This window comes from Cupriavidus sp. P-10, from assembly GCF_003402535.2.
Lineage (GTDB): Bacteria > Pseudomonadota > Gammaproteobacteria > Burkholderiales > Burkholderiaceae > Cupriavidus.
Genome location: NZ_AP025172.1, coordinates 1,393,709 through 1,418,454, shown reverse-complemented (window position 1 = coordinate 1,418,454; position 24,746 = coordinate 1,393,709). Strand labels below are relative to the sequence as shown.

The 24,746-nt window shown below is 64.9% G+C and carries 18 protein-coding genes; 10 read left to right on the top strand and 8 right to left on the bottom strand.

From position 1 onward, the window contains the following. Window positions 1-103: 103 nt before the first annotated feature. The 4 genes from CTP10_RS36525 to CTP10_RS36505 form a co-directional block, all read right to left on the bottom strand. Window positions 104-553: a lecithin retinol acyltransferase family protein gene (locus CTP10_RS36525; RefSeq protein WP_116321535.1), complete on the bottom strand. Its 450-nt coding sequence runs from the start codon at window positions 551-553 to the stop codon at window positions 104-106. A gap of 230 nt (window positions 554-783) precedes the next feature. Next, complete coding sequence (locus CTP10_RS36520) at window positions 784-1,464, bottom strand: response regulator (RefSeq protein WP_233528239.1); 681 nt, start codon at window positions 1,462-1,464, stop codon at window positions 784-786. Continuing rightward, entirely contained in the window at window positions 1,445-3,115 is a 1,671-nt protein-coding gene (locus CTP10_RS36515; protein ID WP_116321533.1) for an MASE1 domain-containing protein, read from the bottom strand. The genes CTP10_RS36520 and CTP10_RS36515 overlap by 20 nt, the downstream gene beginning before the upstream one ends. A 566-nt stretch (window positions 3,116-3,681) precedes the next feature. Beyond that, window positions 3,682-4,164 carry a hypothetical protein gene (locus tag CTP10_RS36505; RefSeq protein WP_116321531.1) on the bottom strand — a complete coding sequence of 161 codons (483 nt, stop codon included), beginning with the start codon at window positions 4,162-4,164 and terminating at the stop codon, window positions 3,682-3,684. A gap of 852 nt (window positions 4,165-5,016) precedes the next feature. Here CTP10_RS36505 and gcvT point away from each other — a divergent pair. After that, window positions 5,017-6,153 (top strand): glycine cleavage system aminomethyltransferase GcvT, encoded by a 1,137-nt coding sequence (gene gcvT / locus CTP10_RS36495; protein WP_116321529.1) that lies wholly within the window; start codon window positions 5,017-5,019, stop codon window positions 6,151-6,153. Between the two features lie 58 nt (window positions 6,154-6,211). Here the strand turns inward: gcvT and CTP10_RS36490 are convergent, their stop codons facing one another. Further along, a complete protein-coding gene (locus CTP10_RS36490; RefSeq protein WP_116321528.1) occupies window positions 6,212-9,682 on the bottom strand; it encodes an AAA family ATPase in 3,471 nt (1,156 codons plus the stop codon). Between the two features lie 185 nt (window positions 9,683-9,867). Between CTP10_RS36490 and CTP10_RS36485 the strand changes: the two genes are divergently transcribed. Then, window positions 9,868-10,866 carry a GlxA family transcriptional regulator gene (locus CTP10_RS36485; RefSeq protein ID WP_116321527.1) on the top strand — a complete coding sequence of 333 codons (999 nt, stop codon included), beginning with the start codon at window positions 9,868-9,870 and terminating at the stop codon, window positions 10,864-10,866. 6 nt (window positions 10,867-10,872) lie between these two features. Here CTP10_RS36485 and CTP10_RS36480 read toward each other — a convergent pair whose 3' ends face one another. Next, window positions 10,873-11,979, bottom strand: coding sequence for an S-(hydroxymethyl)glutathione dehydrogenase/class III alcohol dehydrogenase (locus CTP10_RS36480; RefSeq protein WP_116321526.1), 1,107 nt, complete (start codon window positions 11,977-11,979; stop codon window positions 10,873-10,875). 115 nt (window positions 11,980-12,094) lie between these two features. Then, complete coding sequence (locus tag CTP10_RS36475; RefSeq protein WP_116321624.1) at window positions 12,095-13,186, bottom strand: GlxA family transcriptional regulator; 1,092 nt, start codon at window positions 13,184-13,186, stop codon at window positions 12,095-12,097. A gap of 380 nt (window positions 13,187-13,566) precedes the next feature. On the opposite strand from CTP10_RS36475, the gene CTP10_RS36470 reads away from it, so the two are divergent. From CTP10_RS36470 to fdhA, 8 genes are all read left to right on the top strand, one after another. Then, window positions 13,567-14,955: an L-serine ammonia-lyase gene (locus tag CTP10_RS36470; protein ID WP_116321525.1), complete on the top strand. Its 1,389-nt coding sequence runs from the start codon at window positions 13,567-13,569 to the stop codon at window positions 14,953-14,955. A 13-nt stretch (window positions 14,956-14,968) separates the two neighbouring features. Then, complete coding sequence (locus CTP10_RS36465; RefSeq protein ID WP_116321524.1) at window positions 14,969-16,213, top strand: sarcosine oxidase subunit beta family protein; 1,245 nt, start codon at window positions 14,969-14,971, stop codon at window positions 16,211-16,213. Between the two features lie 19 nt (window positions 16,214-16,232). Next, entirely contained in the window at window positions 16,233-16,529 is a 297-nt protein-coding gene (locus CTP10_RS36460) for a sarcosine oxidase subunit delta (protein ID WP_116321523.1), read from the top strand. Further along, window positions 16,526-19,537 carry a sarcosine oxidase subunit alpha family protein gene (locus CTP10_RS36455; RefSeq protein WP_116321522.1) on the top strand — a complete coding sequence of 1,004 codons (3,012 nt, stop codon included), beginning with the start codon at window positions 16,526-16,528 and terminating at the stop codon, window positions 19,535-19,537. Before CTP10_RS36460 ends, CTP10_RS36455 begins: the two co-directional genes overlap by 4 nt. Continuing rightward, complete coding sequence (locus tag CTP10_RS36450) at window positions 19,527-20,180, top strand: sarcosine oxidase subunit gamma (RefSeq protein ID WP_233528238.1); 654 nt, start codon at window positions 19,527-19,529, stop codon at window positions 20,178-20,180. Before CTP10_RS36455 ends, CTP10_RS36450 begins: the two co-directional genes overlap by 11 nt. Continuing rightward, on the top strand, window positions 20,177-20,650 hold the full coding sequence (locus CTP10_RS36445) for a dihydroneopterin aldolase (RefSeq protein ID WP_116321521.1): 474 nt from the start codon (window positions 20,177-20,179) through the stop codon (window positions 20,648-20,650). Before CTP10_RS36450 ends, CTP10_RS36445 begins: the two co-directional genes overlap by 4 nt. A gap of 117 nt (window positions 20,651-20,767) precedes the next feature. Continuing rightward, entirely contained in the window at window positions 20,768-21,916 is a 1,149-nt protein-coding gene (locus CTP10_RS36440; RefSeq protein ID WP_116321520.1) for a porin, read from the top strand. Between the two features lie 133 nt (window positions 21,917-22,049). Beyond that, window positions 22,050-23,249, top strand: coding sequence for a formaldehyde dehydrogenase, glutathione-independent (fdhA, locus tag CTP10_RS36435; RefSeq protein WP_116321519.1), 1,200 nt, complete (start codon window positions 22,050-22,052; stop codon window positions 23,247-23,249). Between the two features lie 96 nt (window positions 23,250-23,345). Here the strand turns inward: fdhA and CTP10_RS36430 are convergent, their stop codons facing one another. Beyond that, window positions 23,346-24,371 (bottom strand): GlxA family transcriptional regulator, encoded by a 1,026-nt coding sequence (locus tag CTP10_RS36430; RefSeq protein WP_116321518.1) that lies wholly within the window; start codon window positions 24,369-24,371, stop codon window positions 23,346-23,348. Between the last annotated feature and the right edge of the window lie 375 nt (window positions 24,372-24,746).

Here is a 24,746-nt window from a genome sequence, read left to right as displayed (position 1 = left end):
AAGCTTGCGCGTGCCCATCGTGTCCAGCAGAGACTACGCCGCGGGAAACCCCCAGGGGGCATCGTTTCATCAGTGAGCCAGGTCGTCGCGTTTGCGGCCAGATTTAGTGTGAGAAGCCTTCCGTGCGTTCGACCATCGCCAGGAACGCGCGCCACGGGTGACTCAGCAGCGATTCCACCTGCTCGCTGCGGCTTTCGCCAGTCAGGCACCACGTGCAGAAGTGCTCGCAGTTATTGGTAAGTAGGCGGTAATCGTCTTCTCCCAGCCGTGCCTTTGCCCGCCGTACGATCTCTGAGGCGGAGTACCTGGCTTGCGCGGCCCGCGCCAGGCGGAAGCCGCAGCCGTCGGCAAAGTCGGCCAGAGTCGTCCTTTCTACCGGGCCGCAACGCAGAAAGCCTTTGAAGCCGGCATAGTGCACGACTTCGCCGTTGCCGGCATAAATACCATGATGAACATAGCCACGACGGTATGTTTTCAGATGCGCGCCAAGAGGAATGTCCGCGGCGATTGCTGCAAGGCGCTGTGCATGTCCGATCCGGTGGTCGTCGCTCATCGCTTTCCCCTGGTTGATTCGCGGGGCTTGTCGCTTCTGAATCTGGGGCGTCGGGTTCTGGCCGGGCGCCAATACCCCCTGTGGCCCGCTTATGCCTGTCTTATGCCTGTAGTATGGTTGTCGGTCGGCGATGCCGAAATCGTCACCGTGCCGAAAATGCTGTCGGCTTGTGGCCATGCCGCTTGTACGTGCTTCGAGACGGCGTTTGTCCGCCATGCGCCCGCGGCCTGTCAGCGAAATCTGACACTCCCCTCGCTCTCGAGCCACTGAATCGCAAAACGCATTAACTCCTTGCCACTTGAAATATCAAGCTTTTCCTTGATGTTGGCTTGATGAGCCTCGATCGTCTTGACGCTTCGATTCAGTTTCACGGCAATCTCGCGTGTGCTGAAGCCGAGCCCAATCAGGTGCAGCACTTCGAATTCACGTTCAGAAAGACTTGCAATCGAGCCTGCCGAATGGCTTCTGGGAGCCGCCAACTCCCGTGCAAGCCTGGCATGCATCGCGGCGCTGAGGTAGATATTGCCGGCCAGTACCTCGCGGACGGCACTCATAACGTGCTCTGTAGCCTCGAGTTTCATCAGATAGCCATTGGCTCCCGCGCGCAATGCGCGTTCGGCAAACAAGGCTTCGTCATGCATGCTGAGGACCAGTATTGCCAGGTCCGGGTAATGTTGCCGGAGCGTCCTGATAAGATCCAGGCCGGAATCCGACTGCAGGCTGAGATCCACAATCGCCATGTCAGGCGTGCAGGCCATTGCCGCCAAGGCTTCTTCCGTGCTGGCTGCCGTGCAGCAGACGTGCAGATCCTCTTGCTCCAGCAAATGGGTCAATCCTTCCCGGATGATGGGGTGGTCATCGACGATCAGGATCTTTGTTGCAGGGCGAGCGCTAGCTGGCATCTCTGGCATGGCCGGCCCCCCGCGGTGTCGGATAGCTGATGGCAACCGTGGTGCCACCCATGGCATTGCGGGTGACGGTGCATGAACCGTCCAGCAGACTTGCCCGGTGACGCAGGTTGTGAAGTCCCAGTCCCGAAGTCCGTTCCATCTGCTCCGGCTCGATGCCCACGCCGTCGTCGCTGATCGAAAGCGTCTGGCCATCGCCCTGGCGCTCCAGGTCGATCCAGATATGGCTGCCCTGGCTGTACTTCAGGGCGTTGTTGACGGCTTCCTGTGCCGCGCGGTAGAGGTTGGTCTGCATCGCCGGATCCGGCAAGTCCACATCTGCCGCGATGCGAAGCGTACAGCCAATGCCGTTCAGTGAGCGTGTCGTTTCTGCCAGGCCTTGCAGGGCCACCGACAGGTCGCCGGACTCCATGGTGACGGGATCCAGCCCATGGGCAATCCTGCGAGCCATAAGGGAAGCCTGTTTCACCAGCTCGACAACGGTAGCCGCATCCGCGGCTGCCGGGTTTCCCTGCTTCTGCAGTTCCCGGCTCACGGTGGCGCAGTAGAAGCCCAGACTCGTCAGGTGCTGCCCGAGGCCGTCATGCAGTTCCCGGCCAATGAGCCGCTGTTGGTGATCGCCGATCCGGATCAGTTCGGACTCGAGCCGGCGGCGCCTTTCCATCTCCTGCTTCAGTTCGTTGTTGGCTCGCTCCAGGTCCTGGGTTCGCGCTTGCACGCGCCGTTCGAGTTCCTTGTGGGAGGCCATCAGGAGCCGATGAAAGCGCTTCTGCTGGGCATGTGTCGCTACCAGCAGCAGTCCGGTGACCGCCACCACGTTCGTGAACACGCACCACCGCACGAGGCTGTCCACCGGCGATGCCGCGGCGAAGGGGCCGGTGCCGCCCGTGGTGCCCCGGACGGCGATGATTGAGACCAGCAAGGTCGCGAGGCTGGTGCCGAGATGATCGAAGCGCAGGGCGGCCCAGATAACGAACGGAAAGATCGCCATGGCCGCAGGATAGTAACCATGCCCGGCAAGTTGCGGGGCACCGAAGATCAGGTAGCTCACCCAGAGGATGAGCGCAGCCAGTCCGCACGCTTCCACGGCTTGCATTGCCGAGCGCAGGGGACTTGGATATGAGAGCAGGTTGAGCAGCGGCGGCGCTACGACAAGCACCCCCATCATGTCGCCGAGCCACCATTTCAGAAAGGCCGCGCCGTATTCGGCGGCTGACAGCATACCTCCGGCCCGCAGGGCGGTTGCACCGATCCAGGCGCTCAGTGCCGTGCCAAGCGTCCCAGCCAGCACGGTCAAGGCCAGTACGTCCCTGATGCGATCAAGCGACACTTGGAAACCGGCGACTCGCCTTAACAACCATGTGGCCGTTAAGGCGGCTACCGTGGCGCCGACGCCGATGACCGCGGCGACATGCGCAGGCACGCCCACGGACATGTTGGCCAGCATCGAGCCAATGGCAACTCCGGGGGCAACGCCGGCGCCCATCGTGAGCAACGCAACAAGGGCGATGCCGCTGGATGGCCAGACCAGGGACACCGCACCGCCCACTACTGCATACGCAAGCCCGAGCTTTGCACCTGCAAAATACGCCACTGCGACAAAGCCGCTCTGAATGAATAGGTGAAGCCTCGATTTGTGCAGAATGATGGCCATTGTTCGATTCAAACCATCGCGACAAATTCTGGCTGCACCAGTCATTGCCCGCGCGTTATCTGAAATGACAATAGTTTTGTAAAGACCAATAGGTCTAAATGTGTCAAGAGTCACCGATTTGTACAGATTCCCGCGCAACGTGCAGACGGATCGATTCCATCGATGATGCAATGCACACTACCAATCTATGTCAGAACGTTGCCGCGCGGGTAAGTCTTCTTGAAGGAAAGCGATAAGTTCCCGTCCGCCTTCCGAATCGGGCATTCCCCTAGGCCCTTTTCGGAAACAAGCCCTATTCATCTACCTACCGCCAGGGCATACATTGCAGTCGTACAAAGCTGCGTCCTCATACTGGAGCGAAAAAGGATTCGCTGCCGGGCTGTTGCAACCGCATAAGTAGGAGGTAAAAAAATGGTAAAGACGCTTATTCTGCTAGCTGGCGCGAGCGCTGCGCTTGGCGCAAGCCTGGCCTATGCCGGCATCGGGGCGCGAGATGTGTACACGGACGGCGCGAGCGTCATGGGGCCGCGAGATCCCTATGCTGATGGCAGCGCAAAGTTTGATGTCTACTCGGATGGCGCAAGAGTCGTCGACAGGCGGGACGTGTTCAGTGACGGTGCGAGAATTACCAATCGCGACGGGCTGACAGAGGATGGTAAGTAAGCAAGTACATAGTCGGTCTGATCTGGCCCTATCATCTGGCCGATCAGCGTAGGGCGCGCTACGCCGCAGCCACAACCCAGAATCTCCCCCGAGTCACGGCCTTGGGGGATTTTCTTTTTCTCTTCACTGATTTCCGGGGGAGGCCGCCCGGATCTCAAGCCTCTCGGCAACGCTGCCGCAGGGCCTTCGCTCGATGCCTGTAACGCACGGGCAGAAAACTGCGAGATGGCCTGAGCGACGTCGGGCTGAGATGCCGCCAGCAGCAGGTTGGCGACGTCCGGATCGAGTTCTGCCTCCACACCGCCGGCAAAGAAATCCGCCGGATGCTCGGCGATCCATCGCTCGAGCGATTCGAATGCACCAAGGTCCGCGTCGAACCAGCGCAAAGGGGCAGTCGTCGCCCCCGTCCGTGCTTTGTGAGGTCTCTAAGTGAGCGAGGCCAAGGCATCAACCGGCGCGTTTGACGATGTCGCTCTCCAGGCCCGCTCCAGGCAAGCCTCAGTGTCGGGGGCTGGAAATTCTGTTTCCCGAAAAGTAAAAACCCCACACTCTGGAGAAGTGTGGGGTTCGGGAGAGCGGAACCGGTTTGGCGGAGGATTCCCCGCCGGGGACCTGCAGTTCTTAAAGGGGGGCGCGATCGGACGCGATGAAATACCTGGCGCCGTCCGTGTAAGTGTCGAACTTGCCGCTTTTTGCGCCGTCAGTGTAAACGTCGTACTTCCCGGAGCGCGCGCCATCAGTGTAAGTGTCGAATTTGCCACTCTTGGCGAACGCCGGAGCGGCAACGAGTGTCGCAGCGAGTGCGGCGACAGCGACTAGGGCACGAATGGTATGCATGGCTCACCTCATCTTCAAACTTGGGAATGCCGTTCCTTGGGTACGGTAAGTGCTTGTTGCACCGCGGCATTCAATGAAGTGCCATATTAGGGATTTCCCTTGGGTAGGTAAACCCTGACTTCTACAATGATCGGTTTCAAAACCCACAACAATCATCTGGACAGATCTGGCAGAGCGCGACCACCACGCGCGTAGGGGCAAGTGACGACAACAGCCGCTTGCCTGGCGGGGGCGTCCCATGTGAATGCCGCTTTGGTTCTATCCGCTATTCCAACGATTTGATGTACTGGTAGGCAACATCGCACGCTGACGCAACACGATGCATGGCATCGGGTACGCGTCGCCGATGGACCACGGCCGATTCCCTTGCCAACATTCCGATTGCCAACCGAGTCAAACCGATGACCAAAGGTTTCCCGCATTGGCAGCAGACTCCACTGTATGACCATCACAGTCTCCTTCGCGCTCGCATAGGCGACGTCGAAGGGTGGAAGCTCCCTGTTGCCTATGGATCTCAGATCGAAGAGCACCACACCGTGCGCGAAGATGCCGGTATGTTCGACATGTCACATATGTGCGTAGTCGATCTGCATGGGCCCGATGTGCGCATGGTGCTTGGCAGGCTCCTGGCAAATGACATCGGAAAGCTGAAGACGCCGGGAAAGGCGCTGTATAGCTGCATGCTCAACATGTCTGGCGGGGTGATCGATGACCTCATTGTTTATTACCTGGCGGAGCAGCATTTCCGTGCTGTCCTGAACGCGCGCATGGCCGCTGTTGACATCGAGTGGATCCGGGCAAAGATCGTCGAGGCGAAAGGCCAGGTGACCGTGGTCCCGCGACGACAGGATTGGGTAACGGAGGAGGTTGAGCCGTTAGCGGTCATCGCTGTGCAAGGCCCGAAGGCGCGGGAAAAAGTATTCCGGGCGATTCCAGCCGCGCGCCGAGCCGAAAAACTGAAGCCGTTCAACTCGACCATCGTGCACGACCCGGAATTCGGGGAGTTGATGGTGGCGAGAACCGGGAAGACCGGGGAGGATGGTTTCGAATTGCTGCTGCTGGCAAGGCATGCCGGCCGAATTTGGGAGATGTTGCGGTCGGCAGGCATCGATCCAGTGGGCCATGAAGCATGGGATACGCTTCGGCTCGAGGCAGGCGTACATCGAAACGGGAAGGACATGGATCACCATACCTCGCCACTCGATGCCGGTCTGGGCTGGAGTGTTGATCTTGATTCAGACCGGGATTTCTTCGGCAAGTCAGCCGTGTGTGCCCGTCGCCAGACGCAGCAGTTCGTTGGACTTGCTTTGGAAGGCAGTGCCGCCGTCCCGCCGGCGCATAGCACTGTGACAGACGAGGGGGGCGCGGTGATTGGCAAGGTCACCAGCGCAACCTATAGTCCGACGCTGCGGATCGCTATCGCGTTGGCGCGTGTGGCGCCCGAGATCACGATCGGCTCGCACGTCAATGTGCAGGTCTACCGAAACAAGATAGCCGCGAGAGTCGTGCGCACGCCATTCGTCCGTAGCGGAAGCTGACCTTGCGGCACGGCGATGGTTTCGGCGCGGCGATCGGGCGGTCGGGCGGGCGATAGGGTTACGGTTGGCCGAGTTCTTCAAGCAATGCGCTCGCTTCCCGGAGGTCCATGGTATCGAAGCCTTCGCTGAAGACGCCGTAGCTTGCGGACAGCAACGGCAGGGCCTGCGCATGCCGGCCTTGGCGCAGCCACAACCGGCTCAGCGCCACGGCGGCACGCAGCTCCGGTGACCGGGCCTGCTGGCGGCGCGCGATCTCAAGCGCCCGCAGGAAGCAGGCCTCGGCTTCTCGCGTGGCATGTTCGGCATGGTTGGCCTCGCCCGCATGGCTGGCTGCAAGCAGTGTCAGTTCCCCCTTGAGCCGATGCAGTTCGGCCTCATGCACGCGTTCACCGGTCCGCTCCACCCCCGCCAGTGCCTCGGCCACCGCGGCGAGTCCGTCATCGACCTGTCCCGCCCTGGCACAGGTCTCGGCCAGCAGTCCCAGGAAATGGGTGCGCAGCAACTCCGCTCCGGTGGCGCGGTATGCGCTGAGGCCGTTGCGCATCAGTTCCAGGCCCTCTGCCGCCCGTCCCCCGGCGGCCAGCGCCCAGCCCGAGAGGATAGTCCCGGCCGCCAGCCCGTACGGCAGGCCATGGTCGGTTGAGAGGGCAACGAGCGCCTGCGCGAGGTCGTGGGCCGGCTGCACTTCGCGGCGCAGCAGCCGGACTTCCGCGGCGGAGATCAGGGCATCTGCCGAGTCCGACGGATGCAGCGGCGTCTGCGCCAGCGCAAGCGCTTCCTGGCTGCGCGTGCACGCCTGGTCCGGATAGCCGAGCAGCCACAGGTCCATGGCAATCAGCGCCAGGCCCTGCACCCCGGGTTCCAGGCCATAGAGGAAGGCGTGCGACTGGTGTTGCCGGGGGTCGTAGAGCGCCATGGCCTGTTCCAGCCGCTCGCGGGCCGGAACCAGTTCGCCCAGGTAGAACAAGTTGGCGCCCAACGCCCGGCGCGCCTGGATCAGCAGGTCCGGATCCCGGGCCGTCTCGGCAAGGTCCAGTAACTGCCCCGCCAGCTCGCGCGCGGTGCGCAGTTCGGCGCGGACCGTGTGGAACGTGCGCAGGCCCATCAGCGCGGTAAACAACTCGACCGTCTCGCCGAGTTGCCGGCACAGTGCCAGCGCGCGCGCATAAGTGGCCTCCACTTCGGGCGCGGCAAAGCCCTTTGTGGCCATCCAGGCCGGGCCAAGCGCCAGCTGCAGCGCGAGTTCCTGCCGCGCTCGCTCCCGGGTTTCGGGCAGTGACGCGAGCAAGCCCAGCGCCGTGGTGAGATGGGTGACCGCCTCGGCGTCGGCTGAGCGCTGCACCGCCTGGCGTCCGGCGCGGTGCAGGTATTCCACCGCCTTGGGCGTGTTGCCGCTGCGGCTGAAGTGATAGGCCAGCTCGCTGCAGTGTTCCTCGAGCTGGGCCTGGTACAAGTCTTCGAGCGCTTGCCCGGTGCATTCATGCAGGGCGCGCCGTCGCTCGCTCAGCAGCGAGCCGTAGGTCACCTCCTGGGTCAGGGCGTGCTTGAAGCTGTATTCCACCTCCGGAAAGGCTGGCTGCTCATAGATGAATTCCCCGGCTTGCAGACGCGCCAGCAGGCTCCTGGTGGTGTCCTCGGGCAGTTCGACCACGCGCGACAACAGGCTCCACGGAAAGACCTTGCCGATCACCGCCAGCGTCTGCAGCAGAGCTTTCTCGGCGCGGTTCAGGCGATCGATGCGGGCGGCAAGTACGCCCTGCACGGTAGCGGGAATATGCAGCCTGGCAGGGATCTGCTCCAGGCGGTAGTGTCCGCGCTCGCCGCTCAGGACGTGCCCTTCAACCATGTCCTGCACCACCTCCTCGATGAAGAAGGGATTGCCTTCGGTCTGCTTCAGCACCAGCTGCTCGAGCCGGGCCAGTCCGGGCGCATCGCCCAGCAGTGCGCGCAGCAGTTCGCGGGCTTCGGCGTCACCCAGAGGATCGAGGCGCAGCTGGGTGTAGTCGGTCTTGCGGCTCCAGTCGTGCCGGTATTCCGGCCGGAAATTGACCACCAGCAGGATGCGGGCGCTGGCCACCGCCTCTGCGAGAAAGCCGATGAATGCCTCGGTCTCGTCGTCCAGCCACTGCAGGTCCTCGATGATCAGCTCCAGCGGCTGGGCCAGGCTCTCGCGCACCAGCAGCCGCTTGAACGCCTCGAAGGTGCGCTGCTGGCGGATCTGCGTGTCCATCTTTGCCAGCGCCAGGTCCGGCTCTGCGGCGCCCAGCAGGTGGCACAAATACGGCAGGCTGTCTTCCAGCGAACGGTCCAGCGTCAGCAGCTTGCCGGTCAGCTTTTCACGCCGCCGGCGCTCGTCATCCTGCGCTGTGATCTGGCAGTAGTTGCGCAGCAGCTCTATCAGCGGCAAATAGGGGTAGGCCTTCCCGTGCGAAACCGAGAAGGTCTCCAGCACCAGGGCGTCGCGCGGCGCGAGCAGCTTGAACTCGTGGCACAGCCGCGACTTGCCCACGCCTGGCTCGCCGACCACCGCGACGATCTGCCCATGTCCCGCCCGTGCCCGCGCGCGTGCCTCGTGCAACTGCTCGAGTTCGCGGACGCGGCCGACAAAGCGGGCCAGGCCGCGGCTGGCCGACACCTGCAGGCGCGTGCGCAGCGGGCCAGGGCCTAGTACCTCGAAGACCGCGAGCGGCTCGGGCAAGCCCTTGATCGGCGTTGCACCGAGGGCCTTGAAGGCGAAATAGCCCTCGGTCAGGTTACGCGTGTATTCGCTGGCGACGATCGAGCCGGGCACTGCGATGTTTTCCATGCGCGAGGCAATATTGATCGAATTGCCCACCGGGTCGTAGTCGGTGTGCAGGTCATGGATGCGGATGGTGCGCACCACCACTTCGCCGGTGTTGATGCCGACACGGATCTGCAGCGCGATGCCCTGTGCCAGGCGCACGCCGTCGGCATACTGGCGCATGGCTACCTGCATGCGAAGCGCCGCCAGCAGCGCTCGCTGCGGATGGTCTTCATTGGCGATGGGCGCGCCGAACAGCGCCAGGATGCCGTCGCCCATCGACTTGGCCACATAGCCCTCATAGTGATGCACTGCCTCCATCATCAGCGCCAGCACCGGGTCGATCAGGCGGCGCGCATCTTCGGGATCGAGGTCATGCATCAGTGCGGTCGAGCCTGCCATGTCGGCGAACAGCGCGGTGACCATCTTGCGCTCGCCGTCCGCCACGCCACGGGCCTCCATCTCGGCCCGCGCCGCGCGGATGCGCTCGGCGAGGTAGGGCGGGGTGTAGTCGATCGGGGTCGTGGGTGCCAGGCCCGAAGACATTGCGCCTGCCTGGGGGCTGGTGGGAGCGGCGGCAGGAATACCGGCAGGAACGCCCAGCGGCGCGCCGCATTCGCTGCAGAACTTGGCGCTCGCGGCCGCCTCCTGTCCGCAGGCCGGGCAAACACGCGCCTGCCTGGCGCCGCATTCCTCGCAAAACTTGGCGCCCGCGGGATTCTCGAAACCGCAGCTTGCGCAGCGCATGGGGCTTGCCCCTCTGGATGGCCCGGCGACCGTCAACGATCTGATCATAGCAAGGCGGGCCGGCTCCGTCGAACGGGGCAGCGTGCGCCACGCTGCACGTGGCTCGGCGGCGATGATTGGATAGAATCGCCGTTCGACAAACGTGCCAGCCCCCCCGACTGCGCCGTACCCCGACGCTGCGCGCCATGAGAACTACTGTAGACATCGTCATCTATCCCGGCTTCAAGGCCATCGAAGCCGTCGGCGCCATCAATGTCTTCGACTATGCCAACACCCGCCTGCAGCAGCTCGGCTGCGAGCCGAAATATGCGCTGCGCATCGTCGGGCCGCAGGCCGGCGCGATCCGTTCCGACACGCTGGTTGCGCTCGATGCCACGCAGGCGCTCGCTGGCCGGCCACCCGCCGACGTGGTGGTGGTTGTCGGCGCGCGGGACATCCTCAATGTCCTGGCGGCGTGCGAGGACATCGTCGACTGGTGCCGCACACAGGTCAACCGGATCCAGACTATCGTCGGCCTGTGCTCGGGCAGCTTCTTCCTCGCCGAGGCGGGCCTGCTAAACGGACGGCGCGCGGCCACGCACTGGAGCGTGGCGGAACTCATGCGGCAGCGGTATCCCGGGACCGAGGTGGATGCCGATGCCATCTTCGTGCGCGACGCGCATATCTGGACGTCAGCCGGAGTGACCGCCGTGTTCGACCTCGTACTCGCCATGGTGGAAGAGGACCTGGGGCGCGACATCGCGCTGTCGGTGGCGCGGGATCTTGTGGTTTACCTGAAGCGGCCGGGCGGGCAGTCGCAGTTCAGCGAACACCTGCTCAGCCAGATGACGGTGCATCCGAGGGTGCGCGACATCCAGGACCATATTCATCGCACGCCAAAGGCTGACCTCTCGGTCAAGGCGCTGGCAGCGCGCTTTGCGATGAGCGAGCGCAATTTTTCCCGGGTGTTCCAGAAGGAGACCGGGCACACACCGTCGGCCTACGTCGAGCAGACCCGGCTTGACGCGGCGCGGCGGCTGCTCGAAAGCGGCGAGCAACCGCTGAAGTGGATCGCGGTGGAGTGCGGGTTTGGATCGGAGGCGCGGCTCCGGCAGGCGTTCCAGCGCCGCCTCAACGTGACCCCCGGCGCCTATCGCGAGCGCTTCGCCAGCACCGGTGTCGACGAGGCCGCCGGAGTCGCCTGACCAGGCTCAGTACAAAACCACCGAGCGGATCGACTCGCCGCGCTTCATCAGCTCGAAGCCTTCGTTGATGCGCTCCAGCGGCAGCGTGTGCGTGATCAGGTCGTCGATATTGAGCTTGCCTTCCATGTACCAGTCGACGATCTTCGGCACGTCGGTGCGGCCGCGCGCGCCGCCGAAAGCCGAGCCTTTCCACTCGCGCCCGGTCACCAGCTGGAACGGACGCGTCGAGATCTCGGCCCCGGCCTCGGCCACGCCGATGATGATCGACTTGCCCCAGCCCTTGTGGCAGCACTCCAGCGCCTGGCGCATGACCTGCGTGTTGCCGATGCATTCGAACGAGTAGTCCGCGCCACCATCCGTCAGCTGGATGATGTGGTCGACCACGTTGTCCACGTCCTTCGGGTTGATGAAATGCGTCATGCCGAACTTGCGCGCCATGGCTTCGCGCGCCGGGTTCAGGTCCACGCCGATGATCTTGTCGGCGCCAACCATCTTCGCGGCCTGGATCACGTTCAGGCCGATGCCGCCGAGGCCGAACACCACCACGTTGGCGCCGGCTTCGACCTTGGCGGTGAACAGTACCGCGCCCACGCCGGTGGTCACGCCGCAGCCGATGTAGCAGACCTTGTCGAACGGCGCGTCGGGGCGGACCTTCGCCAGCGCGATTTCCGGCACCACGATGTGGTTGGCGAAGGTCGAGGTACCCATGTAGTGGAAAATCGGCTTGCCGTCGATGGAGAAGCGCGAGGTGCCGTCCGGCATCAGGCCCTTGCCCTGCGTGGCGCGGATCGCCTGGCACAGGTTGGTCTTGCGCGACAGGCAGAACTTGCACTGGCGGCATTCTGGCGTGTACAGCGGAATCACGTGGTCGCCGGGCTTGAGCGAGGTCACGCCGGGGCCGACGTCGGTGACGATGCCGGCGCCTTCATGGCCCAGGATCGCCGGGAAAATGCCTTCCGGATCGGCACCGGAGAGCGTGTAGTAGTCGGTATGGCAGATGCCGGTGGCCTTCACTTCCACCAGCACTTCCCCGGCGCGCGGGCCGTCCAGGTCCACGTCTTCGATCGTTAGCGGCTTTCCCGCACCCCAGGCAACTGCTGCGCGTGTTTTCATGGTCGGTTCTGTCGGTTGATTCGTGGCGCCAGACTATAAAACGATGGGCGCTGGTGGCGGGCCGGGCGGGCATGCATTTGTCCGAAAACGGATCCAAGTTGGCCGATGGCCGCCATCAAACCTGGCTTTCGCTTTCGACTTCAGCCAGCGCGCAAAGCGCGTCGCCATCACCGTCGGCCAGCGTGGATTCGGCGGGAGCCGCGCCCTTGTCGCGGTAGGTCGCGGGCGGCACGCCGTATTGCTTGCGGAATTCGCGGCCGAGATGCGAGGCATCGGCAAAGCCGCAGCTCAGCGCGATGTCAGCGACGCCGCGGTCCGAACTGGTCAGGAGCCACGCGGCGGTGCGCAGCCGCACATGCTTGGCGAATGCCTGCGGGCTCTTGCCGGTCTCGGCCTTGAACAGGCGCTCCAGCTGCCGTGCCGACAGGTCGAGCTTGCATGCGAGCGCATCGAGCGGCAGGGCGCGCCCGACGTGCTGCTCCATCAGCAGGATCGCACGCTTGACCTTCGGGTGCGTCGCCGGTTCCAGGCCCGGCGGATGCGGCTGCGGCGCGTTGCCTTTCTGCATCTCGCCGACCAGCAGGATCCGCAGCGCCTTCTGCACGGTGGCATGGTCGAAGTGGCGCAGCAGGATGGCTGCGGCAACGTCGATCGACGCGCGCCCGCCCGAGCACGTGATGCGCCGGCGGTCGATCACGAACAGCCGGTCGGCGACCAGCAGGTCCGGATCGACCGACGGGAAGCGCTCGATGAAATCCCAGTAGTGGAACCAGCTGACGCAAGCGCGGTGGCCAACGAGCACGCCGGCGCGCATCAGGGAAAAGACCCCGGTGCAGATGCCGACGATGGTCGCGCCGCCGCCCGCAGCGCGGCGGATGAAGTCCAGCGTCTCGGGACCGGCCTGCGGCCCGGAATGGAGCAGCCCGCCGACGACCACCACGTAATCGAACGGCTCTGCCTGGTCAAAGGTCTCCCACGGCGCGACCTGGATCCCGCAACTCGCGCGCACCGGCGCGAGTGTGTTGCTGACCACGCTCCACACGCAGCGCACCGGCTTGCTGTAGTCGCCGTCGTCCGCCGACAGCCGCAGCATGTCGACGAAGCCAGAAAACGCGGTCAGCGTGAAGTTCGGCAGCAGCACGATGCCGAAGCGGATGCGCCGTGGCGCCGGCTCGGCAACAGGAGAAACAGGCACGTCTGGTGTCATGGCGGCATCCATCTTGACAGGCTCGCACGGGCGGGCGGATTCCGGGTTATCCCGAAGTCGACTGGCAGGGGAGAGCGTTCCCGGCTCGGGGAAACTGGTGATGCGTACTGCATCCATTGAGCCTCCCGCCGCTGCGCTTGTCCCCGTTCTGCGCCCGCTCGCACGACGCATTCCGTCCCAGCCAGATTCGCCGATCCACCCGCCGCGGACTTGCACAATTCCGACGCGAATCATCGCCAAAGCGAAATCCGGGGCCGTACGTGGCGGTGACTGGCGCCGGCATCCCACGCCGATGCCGGTTTTGTTCTATCTGCAAATCCGGCGCTCTGCTGTACTGGCTTCCATCGACAGCAACCCAGCACGAGCAGAGAGGCAGTCAGATGAATGTCAGCGTTTTCGACCTGTTCAAGATCGGCGTCGGACCATCCAGTTCGCACACGGTCGGCCCGATGATCGCCGCATGCCGCTTCGTATCCCACCTCGAGGATGCGAACCTGCTCGGCTTCGTCCGCCGCGTCCGCGCGGAATTGTATGGCTCGCTCGGCGCGACCGGCAAGGGCCATGGCACCGACAAGGCGGTGCTGCTAGGCCTGGAAGGATGGCTGCCCGACCGGATCGACCCGGACCTGATCGAGCCGCGGCTGGCGATGATCCGCAAGGACAAGCGCGTGCTGCTGCTCGGCAAGCACGGGATCGGCTTCGATGAAAAGGAGCACCTCGGCTTCTACCGTCGCCTGATGAGCGGCACGGGCAGCGTCGTGCACCCGAACGGCATGCGCTTCCAGGCGTTCGACGAGCAGGGGCAGTTGCTGGTGGAGAAGGAGTATTACTCCATCGGCGGCGGCTTCGTCGTCAACCGCGACGGCGATCGCGTCAACGGCGTGCGTGCGGCGGCGGACGTGCCCTATCCGTTCCGCACCGGCGCAGAGCTGATGCAGGCCTGCCGCGACAGCGGGCTGTCGATCGCCGGGCTGATCTTTCGCAATGAATGCGCCTTGCGCCCTGCCGAAGACGTGCGCGCCGGCCTGCTGGCCATCTGGCACGCCATGGCCGCCTGCGTCGAGCGAGGCTGCAAGGTCGAGGGCGAGCTGCCCGGCCCGATGCGGGTGAAGCGCCGCGCGGCGGAGCTCAATCACCGGCTGCGCACGCGTTCCGAGGAATCGCTGCGCGACCCGCTGTCGATGCTCGACTGGGTCAACCTGTACGCGATGGCGGTCAATGAAGAGAACGCCGCGGGCGGCCGCGTCGTCACCGCGCCAACCAACGGCGCGGCCGGCGTGATCCCGGCGGTGCTCCACTACTACGTGAAGTTCGTGCCCGGTTCGAACGACGATGGCATCGTCGACTTCCTGCTGACCGCCGCCGCGATCGGCATGATCTACAAGGAGACCGCGTCGATCTCGGGCGCCGAGGTCGGCTGCCAGGGCGAGGTCGGCGTGGCGTGCTCGATGGCCGCGGCCGCGCTTGCCGCGGTGATGGGCGGCACGCCGGATCAGGTCGAGAACGCCGCCGAGATCGGCATGGAACACAACCTGGGCATGACCTGCGACCCGGTCGGCGGGCTGGTGCAGATACCCTGCATCGAGCGCAACGCGATGGGGGCGATCAAGGCGCTCAACGCCTCGCGCATGGCCCTCAAGGGCGATGGCCAGCATTACGTGTCGCTCGACTCCGTGATCAAGACCATGCGCGAGACCGGCGCCGACATGAAGACGAAATACAAGGAGACGTCACGCGGCGGTCTGGCCGTGAACGTCATTGAATGCTAAGGGGGTGCAGGAAATGAGCCGCTATTCGATATTCAGTCTGTTCCGCAACGGGCTGTCGTACCACGAGAACTGGGAGAAGCAGTGGAGAAGTCCCGAGCCCAGGCGCGAGTATGACGTGGTCATCGTCGGCGGCGGCGGGCATGGCCTCGCGACCGCGTACTACCTGGCCAAGGAGCACGGCATCACCAACGTGGCGGTGCTCGAGAAGGGATGGATCGGCGGCGGCAACACCGCGCGCAACACCACGATCGTGCGCTCCAACTACCTGTGGGACGAGTCTGCGGCGCTCTACGAGAAGGCGATGAAGCTGTGGGAGGGCCTGTCGCAGGACCTGAACTACAACGTCATGTTCAGCCAGCGCGGCGTGATGAACCTGGCGCACACGCTGCAGGACGTGCGCGACACCGAGCGGCGCGTGAACGCCAACCGCCTGAACGGCGTCGACGCCGAGTTCCTGACCCCCGCGCAGGTCAAGGAGATCGAGCCCACCATCAACCTGAACAGCCGCTACCCCGTGCTGGGCGCTTCGATCCAGCGGCGCGCGGGCGTGGCCCGGCACGATGCCGTGGCGTGGGGCTTTGCCCGCGGCGCCGACCGTGCCGGTGTCGACATTATCCAGAACTGCCAGGTCACCGGCATCCGCCGCGACGGCGGCGCGGTGGTCGGGGTCGAGACGGTGAAGGGCTTTATCAAGGCGAAGAAGGTGGCGGTCGTCGCTGCGGGCAACACCACCACGCTGGCCGACATGGCCGGCATCCGGCTGCCGCTGGAAAGCCACCCGCTGCAGGCGCTGGTGTCCGAGCCGATCAAGCCGGTGGTCAACTCGGTGATCATGTCCAACGCGGTGCACGCCTATATCAGCCAGTCCGACAAGGGCGATCTGGTGATCGGCGCGGGCATCGACCAGTACACCGGCTTTGGCCAGCGCGGCAGCTTCCAGGTCATCGAAGGCACGCTGCAGGCCATCGTCGAGATGTTCCCGGTGTTCTCGCGCGTGCGCATGAACCGCCAGTGGGGCGGCATCGTCGACACCTCGCCGGACGCGTGCCCGATCATCAGCAAGACTGACGTGAAGGGCCTTTATTTCAACTGCGGCTGGGGCACGGGCGGGTTCAAGGCGACGCCCGGCTCGGGCTGGGCGTACGCGCACACCATCGCGCGCGACCAGCCGCATGCGCTGAACGCACCCTTTTCGCTGGACCGCTTCTATACCGGCCACCTGATCGACGAGCACGGCGCCGCCGCCGTTGCGCACTGAACGCAAGCAGGAGACAGACATGTTGCTGATCCAATGTCCATGGTGCGGCCCGCGCGCCGAATCCGAATTCTCGTGCGGCGGCGAAGCCGACATCGCACGCCCGCTCGAGACCGACAAGCTGTCCGACCGCGAATGGGGCGACTACCTGTTCATGCGCACCAACGCCCGCGGCACGCACCGCGAACAGTGGATCCATGCGCAGGGCTGCCGCCGCTGGTTCAAGGTCGAGCGCGATACCGTCTCCTATGACATCAAGGGCTACGAGACCTTCGGCCAGCCCGCCGCCAACGCACAGCAAGGAAGGGGCAAGCAATGAGCCAGAAAGACCGTCTCGGCACGGGCGGCCGCATCAATCGCGGCAAGCCGCTGAGCTTCACCTTCAACGGGCGCGTGTACCAGGGCTTCCAGGGCGACACGCTGGCGTCGGCGCTGCTCGCCAACGGCGTGCGCTTCGTCGCGCGCAGCTTCAAGTACCACCGGCCGCGCGGCATCATGACCGCCGACGTGGCGGAGCCGAATGCCGTGGTGCAGCTGGAGGCCGGCGCCTACACGGTGCCGAATGCGCGCGCAACGGAAATCGAGCTGTACCAGGGCCTGGTCGCGGCGAGCGTGAATGCCGAGCCGGATCTCGAACGTGACCGCATGGCAGTCAACCAGAAGTTCTCGCGCTTCATGCCCGCCGGCTTCTACTACAAGACTTTCATGTGGCCGCGCAAGATGTGGCCCCGGTATGAGGAGAAGATCCGCGAGGCGGCCGGCCTGGGCAAGGCCCCCACGACGCTGGACGCCGACCGCTACGACAAATGCTACGCGCACTGCGACGTGCTCGTGGTCGGCGGCGGGCCGACCGGCCTCGCCGCCGCGCATGCCGCGGCGGTGACCGGCGCGCGCGTGATCCTGGTCGACGACCAGTGCGAGCTCGGCGGCAGCCTGCTGTCCGGGCGCGCCGACATCAATGGCAAGCCCGCGCTGCAGTGGGTCGCGGAGATCGAGGGCAAGCTGCGCAAGCTGCCGGACGTGACGATCCTGTCGCGCAGCAATGCCTTCGGCTACCAGGACCATAACCTGGTTACCGTCACGCAGCGCCTGACCGATCACCTGTCGGTATCGATGCGCCACGGCTCGCGCGAGCTGCTGTGGAAGATCCGCGCCAGGCGCGTGATCCTCGCCACCGGTGCGCACGAGCGCCCCATCGTCTTCGGCAACAACGACCTGCCGGGTGTGATGATGGCATCGGCGGTGTTGACCTACATCCACCGCTATAGCGTGCTGCCGGGTCGCGAGGCAGTGGTGTTCACCAACAACGACCGCGGCTACCAGGCGGCGCTTGATCTGAAGGCGTGCGGCGCGAAGGTGACGATCGTCGACCCGCGGGCCACGACCAGCGGCGCGCTGCCCGCGGCGGCGAAGCGGCAGGGCCTGAACGTGATGCATGGCGCGGTCGTGGTGGCTGCGGCCGGCAAGACGCACGTGACCTCGGTCAGCGTTGCCTCCTATGCCAACGGCAAGGTCGGCGGCAAGGTGTCGAGGATCGCCTGCGACCTCGTCGCGATGTCGGGCGGCCTGAGCCCGGTGCTGCACCTGTTCGCGCAATCGGGCGGCAAGGCGCAGTGGAGCGACGAGAAGACCTGCTTCGTGCCGGGCAAGTCGATGCAGGCCGAGACCAGCATCGGCGCGGCCGCGGGCGAATTCAACCTCGCGCTGGCACTGCCGCTGGCGCTGGAAGCGGGCACCGAGGCGGCGAAGGCCGCCGGCTTCAACAGTGCGAAGCGGCCGGCCGCGCCCAAGGTCAGCGCCGTCGCCGAGGGCGCGCTGTTGCCGCTGTGGCTGGTCGGCAGCCGCGAGGCAGCTGCGCGCGGGCCCAAGCAGTTCGTCGATTTCCAGAATGACGTCGCAGCGTCGGACATCCTGCTGGCGGCGCGCGAAGGCTTCGAGTCGGTCGAGCACGTGAAGCGCTACACCGCGATGGGCTTCGGCACCGACCAGGGCAAGCTCGGCAATATCAACGGCATGGCGATCCTGGCCCAGGCGCTGGGCAAGTCGATTCCGGAGACCGGCACCACCACGTTCCGGCCCAATTACACACCGGTCACGTTCGGTACCTTCGCCGGGCGCGAGGTCGGCGATTTCCTCGATCCCGTGCGCAAGACCTGCGTGCACGAATGGCACGTCGCCAACGGCGCGCTGTTCGAGGACGTCGGCAACTGGAAGCGCCCCTGGTATTTTCCGAAGCGTGGCGAGGACCTGCACGCCGCGGTGAAGCGCGAATGCCTGGCGGTGCGCAACAGCGTTGGCATCCTCGACGCGTCGACGCTGGGCAAGATCGACATTCAGGGCCCGGACGCAGTCACGCTGCTGAACTGGATGTACACCAACCCCTGGGGCAAGCTCGAAATCGGCAAGTGCCGCTATGGGCTGATGCTGGACGAGAACGGCATGGTGTTCGACGACGGCGTGACGGTGCGGCTCGGCGAGCAGCATTTCATGATGACCACCACCACCGGCGGCGCCGCACGCGTGCTGACGTGGCTCGAGCGCTGGCTGCAGACCGAGTGGCCCGACATGAAAGTCCGCCTGTCCTCGGTGACTGACCACTGGGCGACATTCGCCGTGGTCGGGCCGAAGAGCCGCAAGGTGCTGGAGAAGGTCTGCGCCGACATTGACTTTGCCAACGCGGCGTTCCCGTTCATGAGCTACCGCAACGGTACCGTGGCCGGCGCCAGGGCGCGCGTGATGCGCATCAGCTTCTCGGGCGAGCTGGCATACGAGGTCAACGTTCCCGCCAACGCCGGGCGCGCGGTGTGGGAAGCGCTGATGGCCGCCGGCGCCGAGTTCGACATCACGCCGTACGGCACCGAGACCATGCACGTGCTGCGTGCCGAGAAGGGCTACATCATCGTCGGCCAGGACACCGATGGCTCGATCACGCCGTACGACCTTGGCATGGGCGGGCTGGTGGCGAAATCGAAGGAATTCCTCGGCAAGCGCTCGCTGACGCGTTCGGACACGGTGAAGGAGGGCCGCAAGCAGTTCGTCGGCCTGCTGACCGACGACGCACAGTTCGTGCTGCCCGAGGGGGCCCAGATCATCGCGCCGGGCACGCGGGTGTCGACGACCGAGCCGACGCCGATGATCGGCCACGTGACGTCGAGCTATTACAGCCCGATCCTGCAGCGTTCGATTGCGCTCGCCGTGGTGAAGGGCGGGCTGGGCAAGATGGGCGAGAGCGTCGCGATCCCGTTGGCCGAGGGCCGCCGTGTGAGCGCGAAGATTTCCAGCCCGGTTTTCTACGATACCGAAGGAGTGCGCCAGAATGTGGAATGAACAAGGTCTTGCCTCGGCATTGGCCGACGCGCCGTTGCCAAACGCGCGCACGCGTGACGTGCGCCTGGAGTCGCCGCTGATCGGCGCGGCCAGTCTGCTGGAGAGTCCGCACCTGCGCGGGTCGATGTACTTCACGGTGCGCGAGCGGCAGTTCCTCGATCTGGTCATCGTGCGGGGCGAGCTGGCCGACCCTGCGTTCGTCGATGGGTTCGAGGGCGTGGTGGGCTGCTGTCCGCCGGCTGCCCCGAACACGTGTGCGCGCAGCGCCGCGTACGACGTGCTTTGGCTGGGCCCGGACGAATGGCTGGTGCGCTCGAACGGGCCGGTGCCAGCCGGCGTGCTGGAGGACAAGCTGGCGCCGGCCATCGCCGGCTCGTATTCGGCCGCGGTCGACGTCGGCAGCGGCTACACCGTGGTCGAAATCAGCGGGGATCGTGTGCGCGATGTGCTGGCGCGGGGTTGCCCCCTCGACCTGCATCCGCGTGTTTTCCAGACCGGGCAATGCGCCCAGAGTCACTACTTCAAAGCGCCGGTCATACTCGTGCCGACCGGCGACGACCGCTTCGAAATCGTGGTGCGACGCAGCTTTGCGGATTACTTCTGCCGCATCCTGCTAGACGCGGCGACGCCGCTGTTGTCATGAAGCCGGTCGAGAAGGCGTTTGCCGAGCCGCTGGCGGGGCTTGAGCTGAATCGACTCGACGGGGGGCTCGAGGCACCACTGCTGCCGGGGCGGGGCTGGAGCGTGTTCATCGATGCGTTGACGGTGCCTGTGCGCATCGGCATCCATCCGCACGAACACGACGCCCCCCAGCCAATCGTGATCGACGCGCGCCTGGGCTACCGGCGCGAGCCGAGCGAAGCCACCGAGTGGATCGACTACGAAGGCTATTGCACGCGCGTCGCCGCGTATCTTGCACGCAAACCGCACACGCGCCTTCTCGAGACGCTGGTGGCCGACATCGCGGAGCTGTCGTTCCGCGAATGGCCGGCGCTCGACACGCTGACGCTCGCCGTGCACAAGCCGAAGATACGCCCCGGCACACAGCGCGTCGGCGTCGAGCTGGAATGGACGCGCGCCGACTTCTTGCGCCGCGCCAGAAAGCCGGCCTGATCGTTCCACAGGGAGATGTCGGCGCCGGTCAAGCGCGCGTCGGGTTTAGCATGCAAACGGTGGGGCCCTGGCGACTACTCTCGTATCCGCGAGCTACCAATACGAGGAGGAAACCCAATGAAAAAAACCACGCTAGGCGCCACCATTTCCCTGTTGTTTGCCACGTCCGCGTTCGCCCAGGGCAGCGTGACGCTGTACGGCATCATCGACGAAGGCATCAACTACACCAACAACGTCGGCGGTGACCGGCTGATCGAGATGCAGAGCGGCTTCGCGCAAGGGAGCCGCTGGGGCCTGAAGGGCTCGGAAGACCTGGGAGGGGGCGTCAAGGCGCTGTTCCAGCTCGAGAACGGCTTCAATGCCAGCACCGGCAGGGCGGCGCAGGGCGGCGTGCTGTTCGGTCGGCAGGCCTATGTCGGGCTGGCCGACGACCGGCTCGGGACCATCACGCTCGGGCGTCAGTACGATTCCGTGATCGACTACCTGGCGCAGACGACCGTGGTCGGCAACTGGGGCGGCTATATGTTCGGCCATCCTTACGACAACGACAACATGGTCTACTCGTTTCGTGTCAATAACACGGTCAAGTACACCAGCCCCACGTTTGGCGGGTTCCAGTTCGGGGGCACGTACAGCTTCAGCAACGACACCAACTTTGCGAACAACCGCCAGTACGGCGCGGGAATGCAGTACGCGAATGGTGGCTGGTTGCTGGCGGCGGCTTACCTGCAGGCCGACAACCCGTCGGCGACGGCCAACGGCGCCATCAGCAGCGGCGGCGACCAGAACTTCCTTGCCAGGCGCCTGCGCATCTTCGGCGCCGGCATCAACTACACGTTCGGCGCGGCGACCGCCGGCTTCTCGTACTCCAACACCAACCTGACGCAGCCGCTGTCGACTTCCTACATTTCCGGGTCGATTCTGCCGGCAACCGGCACGCTGGACGCGCTCAAGTTCCAGAACTTCGAGCTCAACTTCAAGTACCAGTTTACGCCGGCGTTCTATGCCGGCGCGGTCTACACGCTGACTACGGAGAAGTTCCAGGCGTCGTCGGGCGAGGCCAAGCCGAAAGTCCACAGCATCGGGCTGATGGCGGACTACAACTTCTCGAAGCGGACCGACGTCTATCTGCAGGGTGTCTACCAGCGCGTGAGCGGCGACAAGACCGGCACGGCACTGGATCGCGCCTACATACCCGGTGCGGCCGACTCGTCGTCGACGTCGAGCCAGGTGCTGGTGCGCGCCGCGATCCGTCACAAGTTCTAGCCTGGCGGCAACGAAGTCGGGCCAGTTCAAGCGCGCGTCGGATTTTGCACAAAGTACCGCGGCTCTGCGCACTACTCTCGAACACGCCTGCCGCGAGTGCGGCAGGCTTTATCGAAGACAAGGAGACAAGGCGATGAGCAACAACCGGGGTGTCGTATATCTTGGGCCGGGCAAGGTCGAGGTGCAGAACATCGACTATCCGAAAATGGTCGATCCAACCGGCCGCGCGATCGGGCACGGCGTGATCCTCAAGGTCGTGAGCACAAATATCTGCGGCTCGGACCAGCATATGGTGCGCGGGCGCACGACCGCGGAGGTGGGCCTCGTTCTCGGCCACGAGATCACGGGCGAGGTCATCGAGATTGGCCGCGACGTCGAGACGCTGAAGATCGGCGACCTGGTTTCCGTGCCGTTCAACGTGGCCTGCGGGCGCTGCGCGATGTGCAAGGAGCAACACACCGGAGTCTGCCTGAGCGTCAATCCGTCGCGTGCCGGCGGCGCGTACGGCTACGTCGACATGGGCGGCTGGATCGGCGGGCAGGCCGAGTATGTCATGGTGCCGTACGCCGACTTCAACCTGCTGAAGTTCCCCGACCGCGACCAAGCACTGGCAAAGATACGCGACCTCACCTGCCTGTCGGATATCCTGCCCACCGGCTACCATGGCGCCGTGACCGCCGGCGTGAAGCCCGGCTCGACCGTCTACATTGCCGGCGCGGGTCCGGTCGGCATGGCGGCCGCGGCTTCGGCGCGCCTGCTCGGCGCGGCCTGCACCATCGTCGGCGACATGAACCCGGCGCGCCTGGCCCACGCCAAGGCGATGGGATTCGAGGTCGTCGACCTGTCGCGGGATGCGACGCTCGGCGAACAGATGGCCGCTATCCTCGGCACGCCCGAGATTGATTGCGCGGTCGACTGCGTCGGCTTCGAGGCGCACGGACATGGCGCTTCGGGCCACGTGGAGGAGGCGCCCGCGACGGTACTGAACTCGCTGATGGAGATCACGCGCCCCGCAGGTGCGATCGGGATCCCGGGCCTTTACGTGACCGATGATCCGGGTGCGAAGGATGCCGCGGCGCAACGCGGCAGCCTGAGCATCCGCTTCGGCCTCGGCTGGGCCAAGTCGCATTCCTTCCACACCGGCCAGACGCCGGTGCTTAAGTACAACCGCAACCTGATGCAGGCCATCCTGCACAATCGGCTGCCCATCGCGGAAATCGTCAATGTGTCGGTGATCTCACTGGACCAGGCGCCGGAAGGCTACCAGCAGTTCGATGGCGGCGCGCCGCGGAAATTCGTGATCGATCCGCATGGGATGCTGGAGGCGGCCTGATCCGTCGCGCGGAGCGTTAAAAAAGGGCGGCGCAGGCAGGCCGCCCGATTTTATTGGCGCGGCGCGGGCGGGACGATCCCAGCTCCTCTTACCATTTCACGCATGGAGCGCCGGTGCATACTTTTGCGCCTTCCCATGCACCGGCGGCTTCGCCAGCGGCGCCGTCTGCGCCCTCCGCTCGCGTGTCGGCGCCACCCCGAACGCCTCGCGATAACTCTTGCTGAAGTGGCACGCTGACTGGAAACCACAGGCCATCGTGATATGCATGATCGACATGTCGGTCTGCAGCAGAAGCTCGCGCGCACGGCGCAGGCGCAGCGTGAGGTAATAGTGCGTCGGCGTCATCCCGAGGTGGTCGCGGAACAGCCGCTGCAGCTGCCGCTGCGACATCATGGCCAGCCGCGCGAGCTCCTCGCGCGATAGCGGCTCCTCGATGTTGTTCTCCATCAGCGAGATCACCTCGAACAGGGACTTGTTCGCCGACCCCAGCCTCGCGACCAGCGGCATCTTCTGCTGCGCGCTGGTGTCGCGCACATGCTCGACGATGAACTGCTCGGCGATCTGCGTGACCCGGCCCGTGCCGACTCGGCTGGCGATCAGGAACAGCATCATATCGAGGGGCGCGACGCCGCCAGTGCAGGTCACGCGGTCGCGGTCGATCACGAACAGTTCCTTCAGGAAGCGGGTATCGGGGAACTCCTCCTTCAGCGCCGACATGTTTTCCCAGTGGATGGCGCAGGCATAGCCGCCCAGCAGCCCGGACTTGGCCAGCGCGTACGTGCCGGTGCACAGGCTGCCCAGCATCAGCCCTTCACGCGCCGCGCGGCGCAGGGTTGAAAGGTGGTCGGCGCCGGTCGAGCGCTGCACGTCGATCCCGCCGCAGACGAACAGGATGTCCGGCCTCCCGATGCTGTGCGCCGGACGGGTGTCGATCGTCAGGTCGTTGCTCGCCGTCACCGGGCCGCCTTCCGGGCTGATGACGGACCAGCGGTACAGCTCCTGGCCGCTCAGGTAGTTCGCCATGCGCAGCACTTCGATGGCGTTGCTGAACGCGATCATCGAAAAGTTGGGTAGCGGCATGAATGCGAAGTGGGACAGCGACGCGGTTCGGTCGGTGGACATGGGGGCGTTCCTTGGCTTTTTGCGGGCATTCTGGCCTTGGGAATGGCGCGGTGCCGTCTATGGCTATTGATAATGCGAGCGCAACAAACGTGCCATACGGCGAAACCCTAGCAATGGGGGCGGCAACGGCCGCAATCACCGCAAGCACCGCAATGCACCGGATGCGTGACACGCACAGTGCGCCGCGCCAGTACGGTGCGCCAGCGCGGTGCAGCACTCGGTGAGAGGCGCTGACGCCGGAAGCCAACGAGTCTTTCGTCACGCTGCCGGCCGTATCCGTCACGCGGCATGCGTGCGTTTCGTGCCCCACTTGTTCAAATCGGACGCGAATGGCGGAATTGGAAAAGAACGCGTCTGAATTCACCAACCGGTCCA

What these genes read in the sequence shown, in the direction of transcription:
- CTP10_RS36525 (WP_116321535.1), bottom strand. Translation starts at nt 553, where the DNA reads ATGAGCGACGACCACCGGATCGGACATGCACAGCGCCTTGCAGCAATC.
- CTP10_RS36520 (WP_233528239.1), bottom strand. Translation starts at nt 1,464, where the DNA reads ATGCCAGAGATGCCAGCTAGCGCTCGCCCTGCAACAAAGATCCTGATC.
- CTP10_RS36515 (WP_116321533.1), bottom strand. Translation starts at nt 3,115, where the DNA reads ATGGCCATCATTCTGCACAAATCGAGGCTTCACCTATTCATTCAGAGC.
- gcvT (WP_116321529.1), top strand. Translation starts at nt 5,017, where the DNA reads ATGACCAAAGGTTTCCCGCATTGGCAGCAGACTCCACTGTATGACCAT.
- CTP10_RS36490 (WP_116321528.1), bottom strand. Translation starts at nt 9,682, where the DNA reads ATGCGCTGCGCAAGCTGCGGTTTCGAGAATCCCGCGGGCGCCAAGTTT.
- CTP10_RS36485 (WP_116321527.1), top strand. Translation starts at nt 9,868, where the DNA reads ATGAGAACTACTGTAGACATCGTCATCTATCCCGGCTTCAAGGCCATC.
- CTP10_RS36480 (WP_116321526.1), bottom strand. Translation starts at nt 11,979, where the DNA reads ATGAAAACACGCGCAGCAGTTGCCTGGGGTGCGGGAAAGCCGCTAACG.
- CTP10_RS36475 (WP_116321624.1), bottom strand. Translation starts at nt 13,186, where the DNA reads ATGACACCAGACGTGCCTGTTTCTCCTGTTGCCGAGCCGGCGCCACGG.
- CTP10_RS36470 (WP_116321525.1), top strand. Translation starts at nt 13,567, where the DNA reads ATGAATGTCAGCGTTTTCGACCTGTTCAAGATCGGCGTCGGACCATCC.
- CTP10_RS36465 (WP_116321524.1), top strand. Translation starts at nt 14,969, where the DNA reads ATGAGCCGCTATTCGATATTCAGTCTGTTCCGCAACGGGCTGTCGTAC.
- CTP10_RS36460 (WP_116321523.1), top strand. Translation starts at nt 16,233, where the DNA reads ATGTTGCTGATCCAATGTCCATGGTGCGGCCCGCGCGCCGAATCCGAA.
- CTP10_RS36455 (WP_116321522.1), top strand. Translation starts at nt 16,526, where the DNA reads ATGAGCCAGAAAGACCGTCTCGGCACGGGCGGCCGCATCAATCGCGGC.
- CTP10_RS36450 (WP_233528238.1), top strand. Translation starts at nt 19,527, where the DNA reads ATGTGGAATGAACAAGGTCTTGCCTCGGCATTGGCCGACGCGCCGTTG.
- CTP10_RS36445 (WP_116321521.1), top strand. Translation starts at nt 20,177, where the DNA reads ATGAAGCCGGTCGAGAAGGCGTTTGCCGAGCCGCTGGCGGGGCTTGAG.
- CTP10_RS36440 (WP_116321520.1), top strand. Translation starts at nt 20,768, where the DNA reads ATGAAAAAAACCACGCTAGGCGCCACCATTTCCCTGTTGTTTGCCACG.
- fdhA (WP_116321519.1), top strand. Translation starts at nt 22,050, where the DNA reads ATGAGCAACAACCGGGGTGTCGTATATCTTGGGCCGGGCAAGGTCGAG.
- CTP10_RS36430 (WP_116321518.1), bottom strand. Translation starts at nt 24,371, where the DNA reads ATGTCCACCGACCGAACCGCGTCGCTGTCCCACTTCGCATTCATGCCG.